This window comes from Streptomyces sp. NPDC020875 (assembly GCF_040641415.1).
Taxonomy (GTDB): domain Bacteria; phylum Actinomycetota; class Actinomycetes; order Streptomycetales; family Streptomycetaceae; genus Streptomyces.
Genome location: NZ_JBFADP010000036.1, coordinates 78,518 through 94,262 on the forward strand (window position 1 = coordinate 78,518; position 15,745 = coordinate 94,262).

The 15,745-nt window shown below is 72.0% G+C and carries 13 protein-coding genes; 7 read left to right on the forward strand and 6 right to left on the reverse strand.

The window, feature by feature from the left end; genetic code table 11:
• Positions 1-79 precede the first annotated feature (79 nt).
• The 7 genes from AB0G74_RS21470 (at position 80) to AB0G74_RS21500 (ending at position 7,333) form a co-directional block, all read left to right on the forward strand.
• Positions 80-1,351 (forward strand): esterase-like activity of phytase family protein, encoded by a 1,272-nt coding sequence (locus AB0G74_RS21470; protein ID WP_361148593.1) that lies wholly within the window; start codon positions 80-82, stop codon positions 1,349-1,351.
• 349 nt (positions 1,352-1,700) lie between these two features.
• Entirely contained in the window at positions 1,701-2,552 is an 852-nt protein-coding gene (locus tag AB0G74_RS21475) for a siderophore-interacting protein (RefSeq protein ID WP_361148563.1), read from the forward strand.
• Positions 2,553-2,654: 102 nt separating this feature from the next.
• Positions 2,655-3,602: an iron-siderophore ABC transporter substrate-binding protein gene (locus AB0G74_RS21480; protein ID WP_361148565.1), complete on the forward strand. Its 948-nt coding sequence runs from the start codon at positions 2,655-2,657 to the stop codon at positions 3,600-3,602.
• 6 nt (positions 3,603-3,608) lie between these two features.
• Positions 3,609-4,652, forward strand: coding sequence for an iron chelate uptake ABC transporter family permease subunit (locus AB0G74_RS21485; protein ID WP_361148567.1), 1,044 nt, complete (start codon positions 3,609-3,611; stop codon positions 4,650-4,652).
• Complete coding sequence (locus AB0G74_RS21490) at positions 4,649-5,731, forward strand: iron chelate uptake ABC transporter family permease subunit (RefSeq protein WP_361148569.1); 1,083 nt, start codon at positions 4,649-4,651, stop codon at positions 5,729-5,731. Before AB0G74_RS21485 ends, AB0G74_RS21490 begins: the two co-directional genes overlap by 4 nt.
• Complete coding sequence (locus AB0G74_RS21495; protein WP_361148571.1) at positions 5,728-6,606, forward strand: ABC transporter ATP-binding protein; 879 nt, start codon at positions 5,728-5,730, stop codon at positions 6,604-6,606. Before AB0G74_RS21490 ends, AB0G74_RS21495 begins: the two co-directional genes overlap by 4 nt.
• 259 nt (positions 6,607-6,865) lie before the next feature.
• Positions 6,866-7,333 (forward strand): DUF2267 domain-containing protein, encoded by a 468-nt coding sequence (locus AB0G74_RS21500; RefSeq protein WP_361148573.1) that lies wholly within the window; start codon positions 6,866-6,868, stop codon positions 7,331-7,333.
• Between the two features lie 54 nt (positions 7,334-7,387).
• Here AB0G74_RS21500 and AB0G74_RS21505 read toward each other — a convergent pair whose 3' ends face one another.
• From AB0G74_RS21505 to AB0G74_RS21530, 6 genes are all read right to left on the reverse strand, one after another.
• On the reverse strand, positions 7,388-8,857 hold the full coding sequence (locus AB0G74_RS21505; protein WP_361148575.1) for a glucoamylase family protein: 1,470 nt from the start codon (positions 8,855-8,857) through the stop codon (positions 7,388-7,390).
• A 133-nt stretch (positions 8,858-8,990) separates the two neighbouring features.
• Positions 8,991-10,838 (reverse strand): glycoside hydrolase, encoded by a 1,848-nt coding sequence (locus tag AB0G74_RS21510; RefSeq protein ID WP_361148577.1) that lies wholly within the window; start codon positions 10,836-10,838, stop codon positions 8,991-8,993.
• A 103-nt stretch (positions 10,839-10,941) separates the two neighbouring features.
• Entirely contained in the window at positions 10,942-11,757 is an 816-nt protein-coding gene (locus AB0G74_RS21515; RefSeq protein ID WP_361148595.1) for a carbohydrate ABC transporter permease, read from the reverse strand.
• 23 nt (positions 11,758-11,780) lie between these two features.
• Positions 11,781-12,749: a sugar ABC transporter permease gene (locus tag AB0G74_RS21520; RefSeq protein ID WP_361148579.1), complete on the reverse strand. Its 969-nt coding sequence runs from the start codon at positions 12,747-12,749 to the stop codon at positions 11,781-11,783.
• A gap of 2 nt (positions 12,750-12,751) precedes the next feature.
• Positions 12,752-13,993, reverse strand: a complete 1,242-nt coding sequence (locus AB0G74_RS21525) for a sugar ABC transporter substrate-binding protein (RefSeq protein ID WP_361148581.1) — start codon at positions 13,991-13,993, stop codon at positions 12,752-12,754.
• A gap of 333 nt (positions 13,994-14,326) precedes the next feature.
• On the reverse strand, positions 14,327-15,397 hold the full coding sequence (locus AB0G74_RS21530; RefSeq protein ID WP_361148583.1) for a LacI family DNA-binding transcriptional regulator: 1,071 nt from the start codon (positions 15,395-15,397) through the stop codon (positions 14,327-14,329).
• Positions 15,398-15,745: the final 348 nt, after the last annotated feature.

Below are 15,745 nucleotides of genomic sequence, written 5' to 3' on the forward strand. Positions count from 1 at the left end.
CCGGCCCGTACGAGTCGCCGTCACCGTCGGTCTGCCGCTCGCCCTGATCGGCGGATTGGCCTTCACCGCCAACGCCACCATGGATTCCTCCGGGTCCGGTTCGGGCTCGGCGCAGCGGTCCGATGCGCCCGTGGTGACCGGATCCGCCGTACTGGACGAGATACCGCTCGCCGAGTTCGGCAACCGTCTGATCCCCGGCTCGATCGGCGACGACCGGGGGGTGAACCTCGGTATCGGCAGCGATCTGTACCCTGCCGACCGCCCCGGCGAGTTCTGGGCCCTCACCGACCGCGGCCCCAACGGACTGATCACCGTGGCCGGGAAGAAGCGCCGGACGTTCGCCGTACCGGAGTTCAATCCGGCGATCGTCCGGGTGAAGGTCGAGGGCGAGCGGGTACGGGTACTCGGCGCCGTCCCGATCACCACCCGGTCCGGAAAGCCGGTGACCGGTCTGCCCAACCAGCTCTCCCGGGACGAGGCCCCGTTCACCTACGACGCCCGGACGCCCCTGGCGACGAATCCGAACGGGCTCGACACCGAGGGCCTGGCCAGGGCGGCCGACGGCACGTTCTGGCTGGTCGACGAGTACAGCCCGTCCCTCATCAAGGTCTCCCCCAAGGGCAAGGTGCTGGCCCGCTACGTCCCCGAGGGGCTGAAGCTGGAGGGCGCCGACTACCCGGTGGTCGAGGCGCTGCCGTCGATCCTGCTGAACCGCAAGCAGAACCGGGGCTTCGAGGCGCTGACCCTCCTTCCCGGCGGCGATCTGCTGATCGCGGTGCAGAGCCCGCTGCTGGTACCCGACAAGCCCGCCGGCGAGGCTTCCCGCAATCTGCGGCTGCTCCGGTTCTCGCCCGAGGAGGGCGAGGTCACCGCCGAGTACGCGTACCGGGTCGACCCGGTGAACGTGGTGGACCCGGCGGAGACCGACCAGTCGGAGCTGAAGGTCTCGGCCCTGGTCGCGGTGGACGCGAAGACGGTCCTGGTCCAGGAGCGCACCGACCGGACGGCCAGGCTGCACCGGGTCACCCTGCCCGACGGCGACGGCATCCTCGACAGCCGCTGGGACGATGTCACCACGTCCCCCAGCTACGAGCAGACCGAGGACCCGGCCGCCGCCGGGATCGACGTCCTGGCCAAGCGGCTCGTGGTCGACCTGGGCAGGATCCCCGGAGTGCCGGGCAAGGTCGAGGGCGCGGCCCTGGTCGGCCGGGACACCCTCGCCCTGATCAACGACAACGACTTCGGGATGTCCGACGGTCCCGAGGCGTTCGACGAGCACGGCAGGCTGCGCGACAGCGGCCTCAACACCAGGATCACCCACGTCAAGCTCCCTTCCCCGATCCGCCGTTGAGCCCTGCCGCCGAGCCCCGCGGCTGAGCCCCGCCGGTGTGCCCGCCCCGCCTTCCGGGGCGGGCACACCGCTGCCGGGGGCACAGGCGCGGCGCGCCGTCCGGGGTCCGCCCGGAGCCTGCGCGCGCTCCCCCGCCTCGCCGCCTCCCGGGCCGGGCTCGTTTGATGAAGCGGGCGGGGCCGTGTCACGATCGGCTCCCCTCCGCCGGGAGATGCGCCGTCGGATCTCAACCGTGCCGGGTTCCGGGGCGGCCACCGTGTCGGTGCGCCCCTGCCGACGGCGCTCGCCGGGACGAGATGTCCTCCCGGCGCGGCGGGCCTCCCCTGCTGTCGGCTGGAGTCCGAGCCCCATGTCACCGTCTTTCGACACCTCGCCCAACGTCCTCTTCGAGACCCGGGTACGCGCCGTGCGGCGGCCCTCCCCCGGGTTCGTCCGGCTCACTCTGACCGGGCCCCGGCTGGACGTCTTCGCCCCGTACGGCCTCGATCAGCGGATCAAGATACTGATTCCGGACGGCGGTTACCCGGCGGTCTTCGACGAGGATCTGCTCCCCGAGGCGCGCTGGCGCAGCCGGTGGCGCGAACTGCCCGCCGCCGAGCGGCCCACCATGCGCAGTTACACCCCGAGCGCCGTCCGGCCGGGGCCGCGCGAGGTCGATCTGGACTTCTTCGTCCATACCCGGCCGGGCCCGGCGAGTGCCTGGGCGCTCTCGGCCCGGGAAGGGGAACGGGTGCTCGTCTCGGGACCCGACGCGCGGCGCGGGCGGCCGACGCACGGGATCCAGTGGGAACCCGGGCCCGCGACCCGGGTATTGATCGCCGGGGACGAGACAGCCTTCCCCGCGATCCGGAACATCGTCTCGACGCTCGGCCCTTCGGTCCGGGCGGAGATCTTCCTCGAAGTGGAGGACGGCGCGGACGCCGGGGCGGTCGGTTCGCCGCTCGACGGCCGGACCGTCACGGTCCGCCGCCTTCCCGGCGGGGATCCCGCCGGGCCGCTGTTCGGGGAGATCGACGCCTGGGCCCGTTCGTACGGCGCCGGGGCGGCGGCGCTCGGCACGGGGTTCTACGCCTGGCTGGCCACCGAGAGCACCCGGGTGGCCCGGCTCCGGGACCGGCTGCGGGACGCCGGGATCGCCCCGGACCGGCTGCACGCCCAGGGGTACTGGCACGACCGGATCCGGACGTCCCGAGTGTCTTAGCCGGTGGACGGCGGTAGGGCGGAAAATCAGCCAATGCTAATTTAGGCATGCCTAAGCTAAGTTATTCACGGGCTTCGCCCTCTCCCGGAACGGAACCACCCGATGCCGCCCAGAACCGGTCCTGCCAAGCGACGGCTGCTTTCCGGCCTCGCCCTGCCCGTCGTCGCCGCCCTCGCGCTCACCGCGTGCGGCGGTGGTGACGGCGACTCGGCGAGCGGCTCCGACGGCCGGTCCGGCAAGCTGGAGGTGAAGCACGCCCGCGGTACGGCGAACGTTCCGGCCGAGCCGAAGCGCGTGGTGACCCTGGAACCGGTCCAGTTGGACACCTCGGTCGCGCTCGGAGTCGTACCGGTCGGCACGGCGGTGCTCAACGAGAAGGCGGGCGTACCCGCGTACCTCGGCGAGAAGGCCGCCGGGATCAAGACGGTGGGCACGGTCCAGGAACCGAACATCGAGAAGATCGCCGCCCTGAAGCCGGATCTCATCCTCGGTACGGAGTCCCGCCACTCGGCGCTCTACGAGCGGCTCAAGTCCGTTGCCCCGACGGTCTTCATGGCTACCCAGACCGACCCCTGGACCGAGAACGTCCAGCTGGTGTCGCGGGCCCTCGGTGACGAGAAGGGCGCCGACAAGCTGCTCGGCGACTACCGCACCCGCTGTACCGAGGTGGCCGCGAAGCACGGGACCAAGGGTAGGACCGCGCAGCTCATCCGGCCCCGCGACGGGGTGCTGAGCCTGTACGGCCCCACGTCCTTCGCGGGCAGCACCCTCGAATGCGCCGGATTCACCACGCCCGCGCGGAACTGGGAGAACGACATCTCGGTGGACGTCTCCCCCGAGCGGGTCCGCGAGGCCAGGGCCGATCTGGTCCTGGTGACCGCGGCGGACGTCAAGGCCGCGGACGCCGTCCCGGACGCGATCCGCGACAACGCCAAGACGTTCCCGGCGCCGCATGTGGTGGACCAGTCGTTCTGGATCTCCGGTGTCGGCCCGCTCGGCGGCCAGGCCGTCCTGAACGACCTCGACCGCATCCTCACCGCCGCGAAGTAGCCCTCCATGGCCCTGACACGTGTAGGTACGGGATCCGAAGGCACGGAACGGGCCTCCGTGCCGCCCCGTTCCACCCGGGTGACCGGCGCGGTGGTGGTTCTCGCCGTCGCCGTCGCCCTCTCCCTGCTGGTCGGCGCGAACCCGCTGTCCCCGTCGACCGTGCTGGAGACCCTGCTGGGCGGCGGCAGCGACGAATCCCGGTTCGTGATCTGGGAACAGCGCGTACCGCGTACGGTCGCGGGCGTCCTGGTCGGCGCGGCGCTGGGGGTCGCGGGCGCGCTGATCCAGGCGTTCACCCGCAATCCGCTGGCCGACCCGGGGATCCTCGGGGTCAACGCGGGGGCCGCGTTCGCGGTCGCCGTCGGCATCGTCTTCCTCGGCGTCACCAGCCCGTTCGGCTATGTCTGGCTGGCCTGCGCGGGCGCCCTCGTCGTCACCACCATCGTCTACGGGATCGGCGCCGCCGGACGGGACGCGGCGGGCCCGGTCCGGCTGACCGTCACCGGTGTGGCGGTCGGCGCCGTCTTCGCCGGGCTCACCACCGGACTCACCCTCACCCACCCCGACGCCTTCGACCGGATGCGGGGCTGGAGCGCCGGAAGCCTGCTGGGACGCGGCTTCGACGTGGTGCTCCCGGTCCTTCCCCTGGTCGTCGTCGGGCTGCTGCTGGCCGTCGCCGCGGCCCCGGGGCTCAACTCCGTCGCGCTCGGCGTCGACGTGGCACGGGCCCAGGGCGTCAACGTACGCCGGATCCGGATCGCCGTCCTGGTCGCCGTCACCCTGCTGGCCGGCTGCGCCACGGCCGTCGCGGGTCCGATCGTCTTCGTCGGCCTGATGGTGCCGCATCTCGTCCGCTGGGCCGTCGGGACGGACCAGCGGCGGATCGTCCTCGGCTCACTGGTCGTCGCCCCGGCCCTGGTCGTCCTCGCCGATGTCCTCGGCCGGGTCGCCGTCCTGCCGAGCGAGATGCCCGCCGGAGTCGTCACCGCCTTCCTGGGAGCGCCCGTGCTGATCGCCCTCGTCCGCCGTCCGCAGGCGAGCGGCCTGTGAGCGCCCCGAAGCCCCACCCCGGGGCCGTCCGCCGGGCGCCGCTCGACATTGGCCGACGCAGGCTCGTCGTCGGCTCGGACCGGCTGCATCTCGTCCTCGGCGCCCGGTCCGTCGCGGTCACCCTGCTGGCCTGCGCCGTGACCGCCGTCCTCGGGGTGCTCGCCCTGGCGCTGGGGGACTTTCCGCTGTCCTCGGCCGATGTGCTGGGCGTCATCACCGGGGAGACCGGGGGCTTCGCCCGTACCGTGGTCCTCGAATGGCGGCTGCCGCGCGCCGCGTCGGCCGTGCTGTTCGGTGCCGCGCTCGCCGTCGCCGGGGCGGTGTTCCAGACCCTGACCCGCAATCCGCTGGCCAGCCCGGACATCATCGGTCTGGCGAACGGCTCCTTCACCGGCATGCTGATCGCGCTGCTGATGCTCGGCGGCAGCTGGCCGCTGCTGACGGCGGGCTCGCTGATCGGCGGACTGCTGGCGGCCGTCGCGATCTATCTGCTGGCCTACCGCGACGGCCTGCAGGGGTTCCGTTTCATCGTGGTCGGGATCGGCGTCTCCGCCGTGCTCTCCTCCTTCAACACCTGGATGCTGCTGCGGGCCGAGCTGGAGACCGCCCTCTTCGCGTCCGCGTGGGGGGCCGGAACCCTCAACAATGTCACCGTCACCACGGCGGTCCCCGCGGGAATCTGCGTCGTCCTGCTGCTCGCGCTGATGCCGCTGCTCAGCCCGTCGCTGCGTCAGCTGGATCTCGGCGACGACGCCGCGCGGGCGACCGGGGTCCGGGTGGCCCGGGTCCGTCCGGCCGCGATCGTGGTCGCGGTGGGGCTGGTGAGCGTCGTCACCTCGGTAGCCGGGCCGATCGCGTTCGTGGCCCTGGCCGCGCCGCAGATCGCCCGGCGGCTCACCCGCTCCCCCGGGATCCCGTTCGGGGCGGCCGGGGCGGTCGGCGCGCTGCTCCTCCTGGGATCCGATCTGATCGCCCAGCACGTCCTTCCGCTCACCGTGCCGGTCGGCGTGGTCACCATCGTCCTCGGTGGCGGCTATCTCGTCTGGCTCCTCATCCACCAAGCCAGAAACCGGACATGACGACAGACCCGTCCACCGCGCCCGCCGAGAACCCGCCCCGCACCGACAACGCGTCCCCCGGCGACCGGGCCGTCGCCGACGCCCGGCTGGGAGCCGAACGGCTCAGCCTGCGCTACGGCCGCCGGACCGTCGTCGAGGACCTTGACCTCGTCGTGCCCCCGGGGTCGTTCACCGTCGTCATCGGCCCGAACGCCTGCGGCAAGTCGACCCTGCTGCGCGCCCTGGCCGGGCTGCTCCCGCCGACGGCCGGGCAGGTCGTCCTCGACGGCGCCGACATCGCCTCCTATCCGCCGAAGGAGGCGGCACGGCGGCTCGGCCTGCTGCCCCAGACCGCGATCGCACCCGACGGGATCACCGTCGCCGAACTCGTCTCCCGGGGCCGCTACGCGCACCAGCGGGTACTGCGCCAGTGGTCTCGCGAGGACGAACAGGCCGTCCTGGACGCCCTGACCGCCACCGGGGTCGCCGATCTGTCGGCCCGCCGGGTCGAGGAGTTGTCCGGCGGCCAGCGGCAGCGGGTGTGGATCGCGATGGTGCTGGCCCAGGAAACCCCGCTGATCCTGCTCGACGAACCCACCACCTATCTCGACATCGCCCATCAGATCGAGGTCCTCAACCTGCTCCACGACCTCAATCTGCGGGGCCGCACGATCGTCGCCGTACTCCACGACCTCAACCAGGCGGCCCGCTACGCGTCGCACGTCGTCGCCATGAAGGACGGCCGGATCACCGCCTCCGGCACCCCCGCCGAGACGATCACCGCCGACCTGGTCCGGGAGGTGTTCGGGCTCGCCGGGATCGTGATCCCCGACCCGGTGACGGGGACCCCTCTGATCGTCCCGGCGGACACCCGGACCACGGCGTCCGAAGCCTGACGGCACGGGAGCCCGGACGGGGCACGGCGCCGGTGCTCCGGCGGGTCCGGACACCGGAACGCCGCGGGTCCGGACGCCGCCGGGGCCGAGAGGATCCCGCCCCTCCGGCCATCAGCGGATTCCTCCCCCGCCCGCCGGGTTCCCGATCCTCCGTGGCGTGGACTCGCCGGTCCGGTGTAAGCGACCGGGTCCCGGGTAGGTGCGTTCACCCGAGCGACGTCAACGCACCACCCGATACGGGAGAGGTTCCACGTTCGTCATGCACCAGATCGCACAGAACTCGTCGGACACGTACCCGGCCCGCCCGTCCGGCGGCCGTCGGATGAGCCCCGGGTTCGCCGGGATGCTGGAGAGGATTCGTTACGACGGCGCGTACGCCACCAGAGCCCAGGCGGAGCGGGCCACCAGGCCCGTGCTCGCGGCCCTCGGACGGCAGTTGGCGGGACCCGAACGCGGGGAGCTGGCCGCCGTGCTGCCGCCCGAGGCGGCCGAAGTGCTCCTCGGTGAGCCGGTGGCGAAGACGCCACTCGGCCCGCTCGACTTCGTCCGGGAGATAGCGGAGCACAGCGGTGGCACGCGCGCGACGGCGCGCTGGGCCGCCGACGCCGTCTGCGCGCAGCTGGCCGGGTTCTGCGGTCCGGACCTCACGGGCCGGGTGGTCGACGGGCTGCCGTCCGGATACGGGGCCCTGTTCGGCGGGGTGCGGACGGAGCGGGCGGCCGCCTGACCGCGGCTGTCGGCCACGGCGCCCCGCGCGCCGTGGCCGACAGCGGTACGGGTCTCAGATGCTGAAACGTTCCTTCGCCAGCAGCGGCCTGACCCGGCCGGCGAAGCCGCCCGTGCGGAAGGGGCGCTGGAGCAGTCCCGGGCGCAGTTCCTGGGCGAGGGCCGCCGCGATCATGCCCTGGTCGAGGGCGAGTACGAAGTCGCTGACCCGGCCGGTGCGGACGTCGACGGAGTCCCGGAAGCCGTAGCCGTCGTGGTAGGCGCCGAAGTCGCGGGCGAGCGCCGTCAGATTGGCGATCGCCTCGGTGCGGGCGTAGGGCAGGGCGAGCATCGCGGCGTGCGGGGTGACGACCCCGCTGGAGTGGTAGCCGTCGATCTGCATGCCGAGGGCGTCCACGCCGTACTCCCGGTAGCCGCCGTCGGGGATGTTCGACGGGGAGAAGCCCCAGTAGCCGTACTTCTCCTCCAGGGTGCCGTGCTCGATCTGGGAGCGGACGTACCGCCGGTGGGTCACTCCCCAGGAGCGGCGGGCCCATTCGGGTTCGGGGACGAAGAGGGGGACCATCAGGGCCTCGAACATGGAGCCGCCCCAGGAGGGGACGAGTTTGCGGCCCCGGTGGGTGTAGTGGCCGTTCCAGACCCGGACGCCGTCGACGACGGTGTACGTACCGCCGGGCGGCTGCTCCTGGCCGTGTTCGGGGAGCATGGTCCGCAGCAGGTGCCAGTAGTGGTCGGTGGGGAGGGAGCCGTCGGCGATGCCGAGGTAGCTGGCCATCCGGGGTTCGGTGTTGAGGGCGCCGTAGTGGTGTCCGGTGGGTTCGCCGGTGTCGGTCCAGAAGCCGCCGCGGAGCTGGCCGGGGCCGGCGACGGGGTCGGCGGGGTCGTAGGGGGTGTAGAAGTACGACCAGTCGGCGGTGGCGAGGATCCGGTCGACGCGGCGGCGCAGCCGGGGGGAGGCGTCGGCGGCGATCATCAGTCCGGTGACCAGCCAGGCGTTGTCGACGGATGAGAGGAAGGGGCGGACCGGGGCGCCGGTCTCCGGCCAGCGGGTGAGGACGGAGCCGTCGTAGGCGTCGTACCAGTTGACCCACCAGCCGTGGTGGCGTTCGAGCCGCTCGACGGCGCCGACCATGTGGTCGAGACGGCGGTGGAGGGTGGCGCGGTCGATGACGCCGAGGCCCGCGGCGGCGGCCGTGGACCAGAGGCCGCAGCCGATGTTGGTGGGTGAGGTGTTGCGGGAGGGGACGGGGCGGCCCGGCCGGGTGAGGTCGGCCTTGTCGGCGGTGAGACCGAAGTCCGTCGTCATGGCCTCGATCGAGCGATAGGTATCGCGGAACCAGGTACGGAGCAGCGGTGTATCGGCGGCGTCGGGAGCCTTCCGGTCCTGTTCGCCGTCCGCCGTCCCGCCCCGCCGGGGGTACGAGGGAGCGGCGGTGGCGGGCGACGCGGTGAGTGCGGGCAGGGCGAGGGCGGCGGCCCCGCCGCTCGCGGCGGTCAGCAGTGCGCGGCGGTCGAGACGTTCCATGAGGATCCAGCTCCCGTTGGTGGAGGCGGACGGGCGTACGGCGGGCCGGGGAAGGGGAAGGGACGGCGGGGGTACGGGGCCGGGCGCGGCGGTACGGTTCGCGGCGCCCGGCCCCGGGCGGGGTGTCCGGCCGTCAGGCGCGGGCGATGTGCAGTCGGCGGATGCCGGGGTTGGGCAGTTCGACGGTGAGGGTGAGGCGGCCGTCCGGGTCGGCGTGGTGGGTGCCGAGGTCCTCCTCGGGCAGCCGGTCGGCCCGGCGGAGCGCCTCCCACTGTCCGGCGTCGGGCCAGTCGCCGCCGCCCATGCCGTTCCAGACGGCCTGGATGTTGCCGTGCTCCTCGTCGACCCGGTGGGAGAGCACGGTGTGGGCGCTGCCCGGTACCAGGCCGGAGACCGTGACCGTGGTGGTGCGGTCGAGGGCGGGCGATCCGGCGATCTTCGACTGGTCGAGGGTGCCGTTCCAGAGCAGGACGTCGACGGAGGTCCCGTCGTCGGTCCGGGTGGCCAGGCACTCGACCAGCGCCTCGGCCCCGTCTCCGGTGGCCGTGGCCGGGATCCGGCCGCCGCGGAGGAGGTCGAGCAGGCGGAGCGCCCAGAAGCGGGGCTTGCGCAGATTGCCGACGGTCAGCAGGCCGAAGCCGCCGTGGAAGAGCCTCGGCGGCCAGCCGAGCTCCTCGAACTGGTCGGAGGCGACCCAGTAGGCGAGACAGTCGGTGGATTCGAGGGCGCTGCGCATCCCGCGGAGGACGAAGGGCGCGGCGAAAACGGAGTCGCTGACCGGGTGGAAGTGGGTGGGGGTGACGCCCCACTCGGTCCACAGGATCTCGGGTTCGGGCCTGCCGGTGACCTCGGCGAAACCACGGGTCATGGGGCGGAAGTTCAGCGGGGCGTTGCCGTAGGTGTGGGTGGAGACGAAATCGACGGGGAGATCGTGCTTGCGGCAGTGTTCCAGCAGGTCGCCCACCCAGCCCGCGGCGGCGGAGGACGGCCCGCCGACCCGGATGCGCTCGTCGACGCCCTTGACGGCCGTGACGGCGATCTCGTAGAGGCGGTGGTACTCCTCCTGGGTGCCGTTCCAGAAGACCTCCAGATTGGCCTCGTTCCATACCTCGAACTCCCAGCCCGCGACCTCGTCGCGGCCGTAGCGGTCCTGGAGGTGGAGGGTGAGTTCCCGGCAGAGGTCGCCCCAGCGTTCCCAGTCCGCCGGGACGGAGACCTGGGCCCGGTAGTCGAAGACGGTGTAGTCGGGGTCGGCGGTGAGTTCCCGGGGCATGAAGGAGAGTTCGACCACGGGCTTGAGCCCGGTGGCGAGGAAGCGGTCGTAGACGGTGTCGAGGCCGCTGAAGTCGAAGGTGCCGTCGGCGCGGACGGTGACGGTCTCCGGCAGGAAGGTGCCGTGGGCGCGGACGGTACGGACCCCGAGTTCGTCCCGGACGATGCCCAGGGCCTCGGCGTATTCGGCCGCGACGTCGGAGCCGCCGGGGCCGGGCTCGTCCCGGATCAGCAGGGAGAAGTGCTCGGCGCCGATCATCCGGTTCCAGACTCGGGGGAGTGCGACGGGTGTCGCGGCGGCGTCCACGGCCACCGCGACTCGGGCCGGGGTGTCCCCGGCTGCCCTGGGCCGTCCGGTCACGGTGGCGGAGAGTTCACCGGCGCCGCCGTCGGACCAGGTGGCGACCTTGTAGTAGTAGTCGTGGCCGGGTTCGGCGAGGGTGTCGGCGTACGGCGGGTGCGGTACGGCGAGCACATCGCCGCCGAGGTGGTCGAGGGGCTGATAGGGCCCGTCGGCCAGGTCGGAGCGGTGGACGAGGTAGCCGAGGGCGCCCTCGACGGGCTCCCAGTCCAGCAGGACGTGGCCGGTGCCGCCGACGGCGAGCAGCCCGCCCGGCGGGGGCAGTTCACCGACCCCGGTGATCCGGTTGTCGCTGGGCTTGCCGATCCGGGAATCCCAGTCGGCGTGGGCGGCGGACTTGTCGCTCATAGCAGTACTGACCTCTTCATCAGGGGCATGGCGGCGGATGCCGCCGGGTCGGGACGTCCGGTGACAGGGGTGGAACGGGGGGAGGGGCGCGCGGGGGTGTCGGTTACTTCAGCCCGGCGGTGGCGATGCCCTGGGTGAAGTGGCGCTGGAGGACGGCGAAGACCAGCAGTACGGGCAGGACGACCAGGAAGGATCCGGCCATCAGTACGCCGTTGGCGCCGTTCGCCCGGTTGGGGTCGGTGGCGAAGGTCGCCAGGGCCACGGGCAGGGTGTATTTGTCGGGGTCGTTGGTGGCGATCAGGGGCCAGACGAAGTTGTTCCACGACTGGAGGAAGGTGAGGATCGTCAGGGTGGCTAGCGCCGGTTTCACCAGCGGCATCACGATCCGCCAGAAGATGTACCACTCCCCCGCGCCGTCCAGCCGGGCCGCTTCGAGCAGTTCGTCCGGGACCGACAGCATGAACTGGCGCATCAGGAACACCCCGAAGGCGCCCGCGGCGAAGGGGAGTACGAGACCGGCGTAGGAGTCGATCAGCTGCATCTTGCTCATCAGGACGAACAGGGGCAGCAGCATCAGGTTTCCGGGCACCATCAGGGCGCCGAGCACCAGACCGAAGACCTTGTTGCGGCCCGCGAAGTCCAGCTTGGCCAGGGCGTATCCCAGCATCGAGCAGAAGACCAGGTTGGAGAGGGTGACCAGGGTGGCGACGATGGTGGAGTTGAGGAAGTAGCGGGGCAGATCGAGCAGGTCCAGCAGATCGCGGAAGTTGGCGAGCGTCCATTCGGTGGGGATCCACACCGGCGGGCTGGCGGCCAGGTCGGGCTTGGTCTTGAAGGCGGAGAGCGCCATCCACAGAAAGGGGGCGGCCATCAGGACCAGTCCCGCGCCCAGCAGGAGGTAGGCCGCGGGCTTCTTCATCCGGCGGGTCCGGGCGGTGCCGCTCATTTCGTGTTGTCCTTCAGCAGACGGAGCTGGAGCACCGTCACTCCCATGATCACCACGAACAGCACATAGGCCATGGCGCTGGCGTAACCCATGTGGAAGAAGCTGAAGCCCTCCCGGTACATGTTCAGGGAGACGGTGAGGGTGCTGTTGGAGGGGCCGCCGTTCGTCATCACGAACGGCTCCTCGAAGACATTGAGATAGCCGATGGTGGTGATCACGGTGGCGTAGAGCAGGGTGGGCCGCAGCAGCGGGACGGTGACCGAGCGGAACTCCTGCCACAGCCCGGCGCCGTCGAGCCGGGCGGCCTCGCGGACCTCGGTGGGGATGGCCTGGAGGCCCGCGATGAAGAGGACCATCACCGTGCCGAGGTTCCGCCAGACGGCCATCACGATCAGGGACGGCATCGCCAGGGTCTCGGACCCGAGGAAGTCGGGCGCGGTGGTGCCCAGTTCGGCGGCGAGACCCGCGACCAGGCCGTCGGCCGGGTCGAGGACGAACCGCCAGACGACGGCGATGGCCACGATGCTGGTGACGACGGGGGCGTAGAAACCGATCCGGAAGAAGGTGCGCAGCCGGTCGATGCCGTTGTTCAGCAGGACCGCGACGACCAGTCCGGCGCCGATGGTGAGGGGGACGCCGACGACGACGAAGTACCCGGTGTTGAAGAGCGCCTGGCGGAACTTCTCGTCGTCGAGGAGGCGGGTGTAGTTCTCGAAGCCGATGAACTCGGCGGAGAGCGGGTCGGTGACATTGCGCAGACCGAAGTCGGTGAAGCTCATCGCCAGGGTGGCGAGGATCGGCAGCGCCATGAAGACCGCGAAGAGGACCAGGAAGGGGGTGGAGAAGAGCCAGCCCGCCAGTTGATGGCCGCCGGGTCGGCGGCCGCGGCGCCGGGGACCGCGCGGCGCGGGTGGGGCGGCGACCGGGGCCGGGACCCCGGCGGCCGGTTCGGTGACGGTGCTCATCCCTAGCCCACCAGCGGCGCGGTCTCGGACTGCATCTTCTTCGCGGCCTGTTCGGGGGTGGCCTTGCCCTGGGTGACCGACTCGACCGCGGCGTCGATCTTCGACCCGATCTCGGCCCATTCGGCGAGGGCGGGGATGGCCTTGGCGCTCTCCAGCTGGGTCCGGAAGACCCGGGCGGCCGGGTCCTTCGCCAGTTCGCCCTGCTCCCAGGCGGCCTTGTTGGCGGGCAGGTCGGTGGTGCGCTCGTACCAGTCGGCCTGGGTCGCGGGCGCGGCGAGATGGGCGATGAAGTCCGCGGCGGCGGCCTTGTGCTCGCTGTCCTTCGAGACCACCAGGCTGGAGCCGCCGGCCCAGGACGTCGAGGTGGTTCCGGCGGGCAGCGGGGCCACGGCCCACTTACCCTTCAGCTGGGGCTGGTTCTCGGCGATGTTGGTGGTCTGCCAGGGGCCGGAGAGGAACATCGGGACGCTGCCGTTGCCGAAGTCCTTCACCACGTCGTAGCCGGGCTGGACGCTCTTCTTCGCCAGGCCCTTGTCGAAGTAGGCGCCGTACTCGGCGAGGGCCGTGACGGCGGCCGGGCTGTCGAGGGCGGGCTTGCCGTCCCGGGTCAGTTCGCCTCCGGCCGAGTAGAAGAACGGCAGCCAGTTCTGCCAGGCGTCCAGGTTGTAGGGCTGGAGTGAGATGCCCCAGGTGGTGTCGGCCTGCTTCTGGAAGGCGGTGGCGAGCGCCGACATCTCGGCCCAGGTGGTGGGCGCCCGGGTGATCCCCGCCTCGCGGGCCAGATCGGTCCGGTAGTAGAGCACCCGGGCCTCGGTGTACCACGGCACGCCGTAGACCCGGCCGTCGACGACATTGCTCTCCCAGGAGGCGGGGAAGAAGTCGGCCTCGCGGAACTTGGTGGTGTCGACGGGCTCCAGCACACCGAGTTCGGCGAACTCACCCATGAAGGTGCTGCCCATCTGGGTCACATCGGGCAGCTTCCCGGCCGCCGCGGCGGAGACCAGTTTCTGATGGGCGACGTCCCAGCCGACCGGGGTCACCTTCACGGTGATGTGCGGGTTCTTCTTCTCGTACGCGTCGGCTACGGCGCCCAGCTTCTCGCCCTCGGTGCCCATCGCCCAGACGGTCAGCGTCTGCTTCTCGTCCCCCGCCACCTGGGCCCCACCGGATCCGCCGCACGCCGAGAGCGTCAGTACGGCCGCGAGGACGAGGGCGGCCGAGGCTGGTCCGGTGGTGCGGTGCATGGTGCTCCTCCTTGAGCGTCCGGCTATCCGAAACCGGTGATGTATGCGCTGCCTGTAAGCGCATACATCACCCTGCGCCACCCCTTGGACATCCGCAAGAACCCTTCAGGTAACGCTTGCGTAACGCCGCCACGATCCGGAACTGCCGCTTCCGAACGTTAAATCGCGGCGTTCGCGGACCGGAAGCATGTGTGGCCGACACCGCATCGGCCGGTACGGAACGGGCCCGGCGGGGACGGCGGCGGAGGCGGGCGGGAGCGGGCGGGGCGGGCACGAAAACGCCTCCCGCCCCGGGGAGTCGGGGCGGGAGGCGCGGTGTCGCCGTACGAGGGCTCAGGCGGGCGGTGCCGCCGGACAGCCGCAACTGGCCCGGCGCGCGAGCGAGACGGGCAGCATCAAGGAGACGGGTTCCCGGGTACGGTCCCCGAGGCGCCGGACGAGGAGATCCACCGCATCCTCCCCCAGCCGCCGCATCGGCTGGCGGACCGTGGTCAGCGCCGGGCGGACGATCCGGCTGAGCGGGATCCCGTCGAACCCCACGACGGCCATATCGGCCGGGACCCGGAGCCCTCGGCGCTCCAGCGCGTGCAGTGCGCCGATGGCCATCTGATCGTTCGCGAACAGCAACGCCTCGGGACGGACCCCCGGCCGGTCGAGCAGTGCGTCGGCCGCCCGCGCCCCCTCGGCCTGGGTCATCATCGAGACGCGTACGTCCGGCTCCCCGGCCACGGCGATCCCCGCGTCCCGGCACGCCTCGCGGAAGCCCGCGAACCTGGCCTCGGCGTCCGGGGAGTCCCGCTCCCCGCCGACGAAGGCCAGTCGGCGCAGCCCGTGGTCCCGGACGAGATGGCGGGTGAGTTCCCGCTCCCCCTCGGCGTTGGCGACCTCGATGTGGTCGAGATGGTCGATCTCGCGCGGCCCGGCCAGCATCACCACCGGCAGCCGCCGGGAGATGACCTCCAGCTCCTCGGTCGGCACCGTGCGCGCCAGCACCGCGAAGCCGTCGACCCGCCCCGCGACCTGCTCCACCAGGCTTCTCGGGCCGCCTTCCAGGGAGGCCGCGATCAGCAGGGCGTAGCCGTGGCGTCTGGCGGCACGCTCCATGCCTCGGATGATCTGGTCCGAGTAGAGCATCACGGCGGCGTCGTCGTCCTCGGCGTCGGCGGCGTCCGCCTCCGCGTCGGGGTCGGCGTAGTCCGGGAAGCAGAGTCCGAGGACTCCGGTGGCCCGGCTGGCGAGGCCGCGGGCGCTTCCGCTCGGGACGTATCCCAGCGCGCGGGCGGCTTCCAGGACCCGGTCGCGGGTAGCGGCCCGTACGGAGTCGGGGTTCCGGTAGACCCGGGACACCGTCGCGATGGAGACACCCGATCGCTCGGCGACGTCGTACACAGTGGGGGCACTCACCCGACCGACCGTCCGCTTCTTCTGTCTCGTGGATGACCCGTGCAGGACCGGGGTCGATGCACGATGAAAGCGCATTCACCCTAGGTCGCGGATATCCGCGGGAGCAAGCGACCCCTCGGTGAGCAGCGGAAACCGGCCAGTGGCCGGGCATCGGGGCGGACGGCGGCGCGGCGGGCACGGCGCCCGGGGTCGGCCAGGGTCGCGGTCGGCCAGGGTCGCGGTCGGCCGGACGAGCACCCGCCGGCCGCGTACCGCGACCTGTATCGAGCGCCCACGCGGGGCGACCCGTGCGACGCGGCCCCGGAAGAGGGGTCGGGGGGGGGGCGGGCCCCCGCTCGGGGGGCCGCA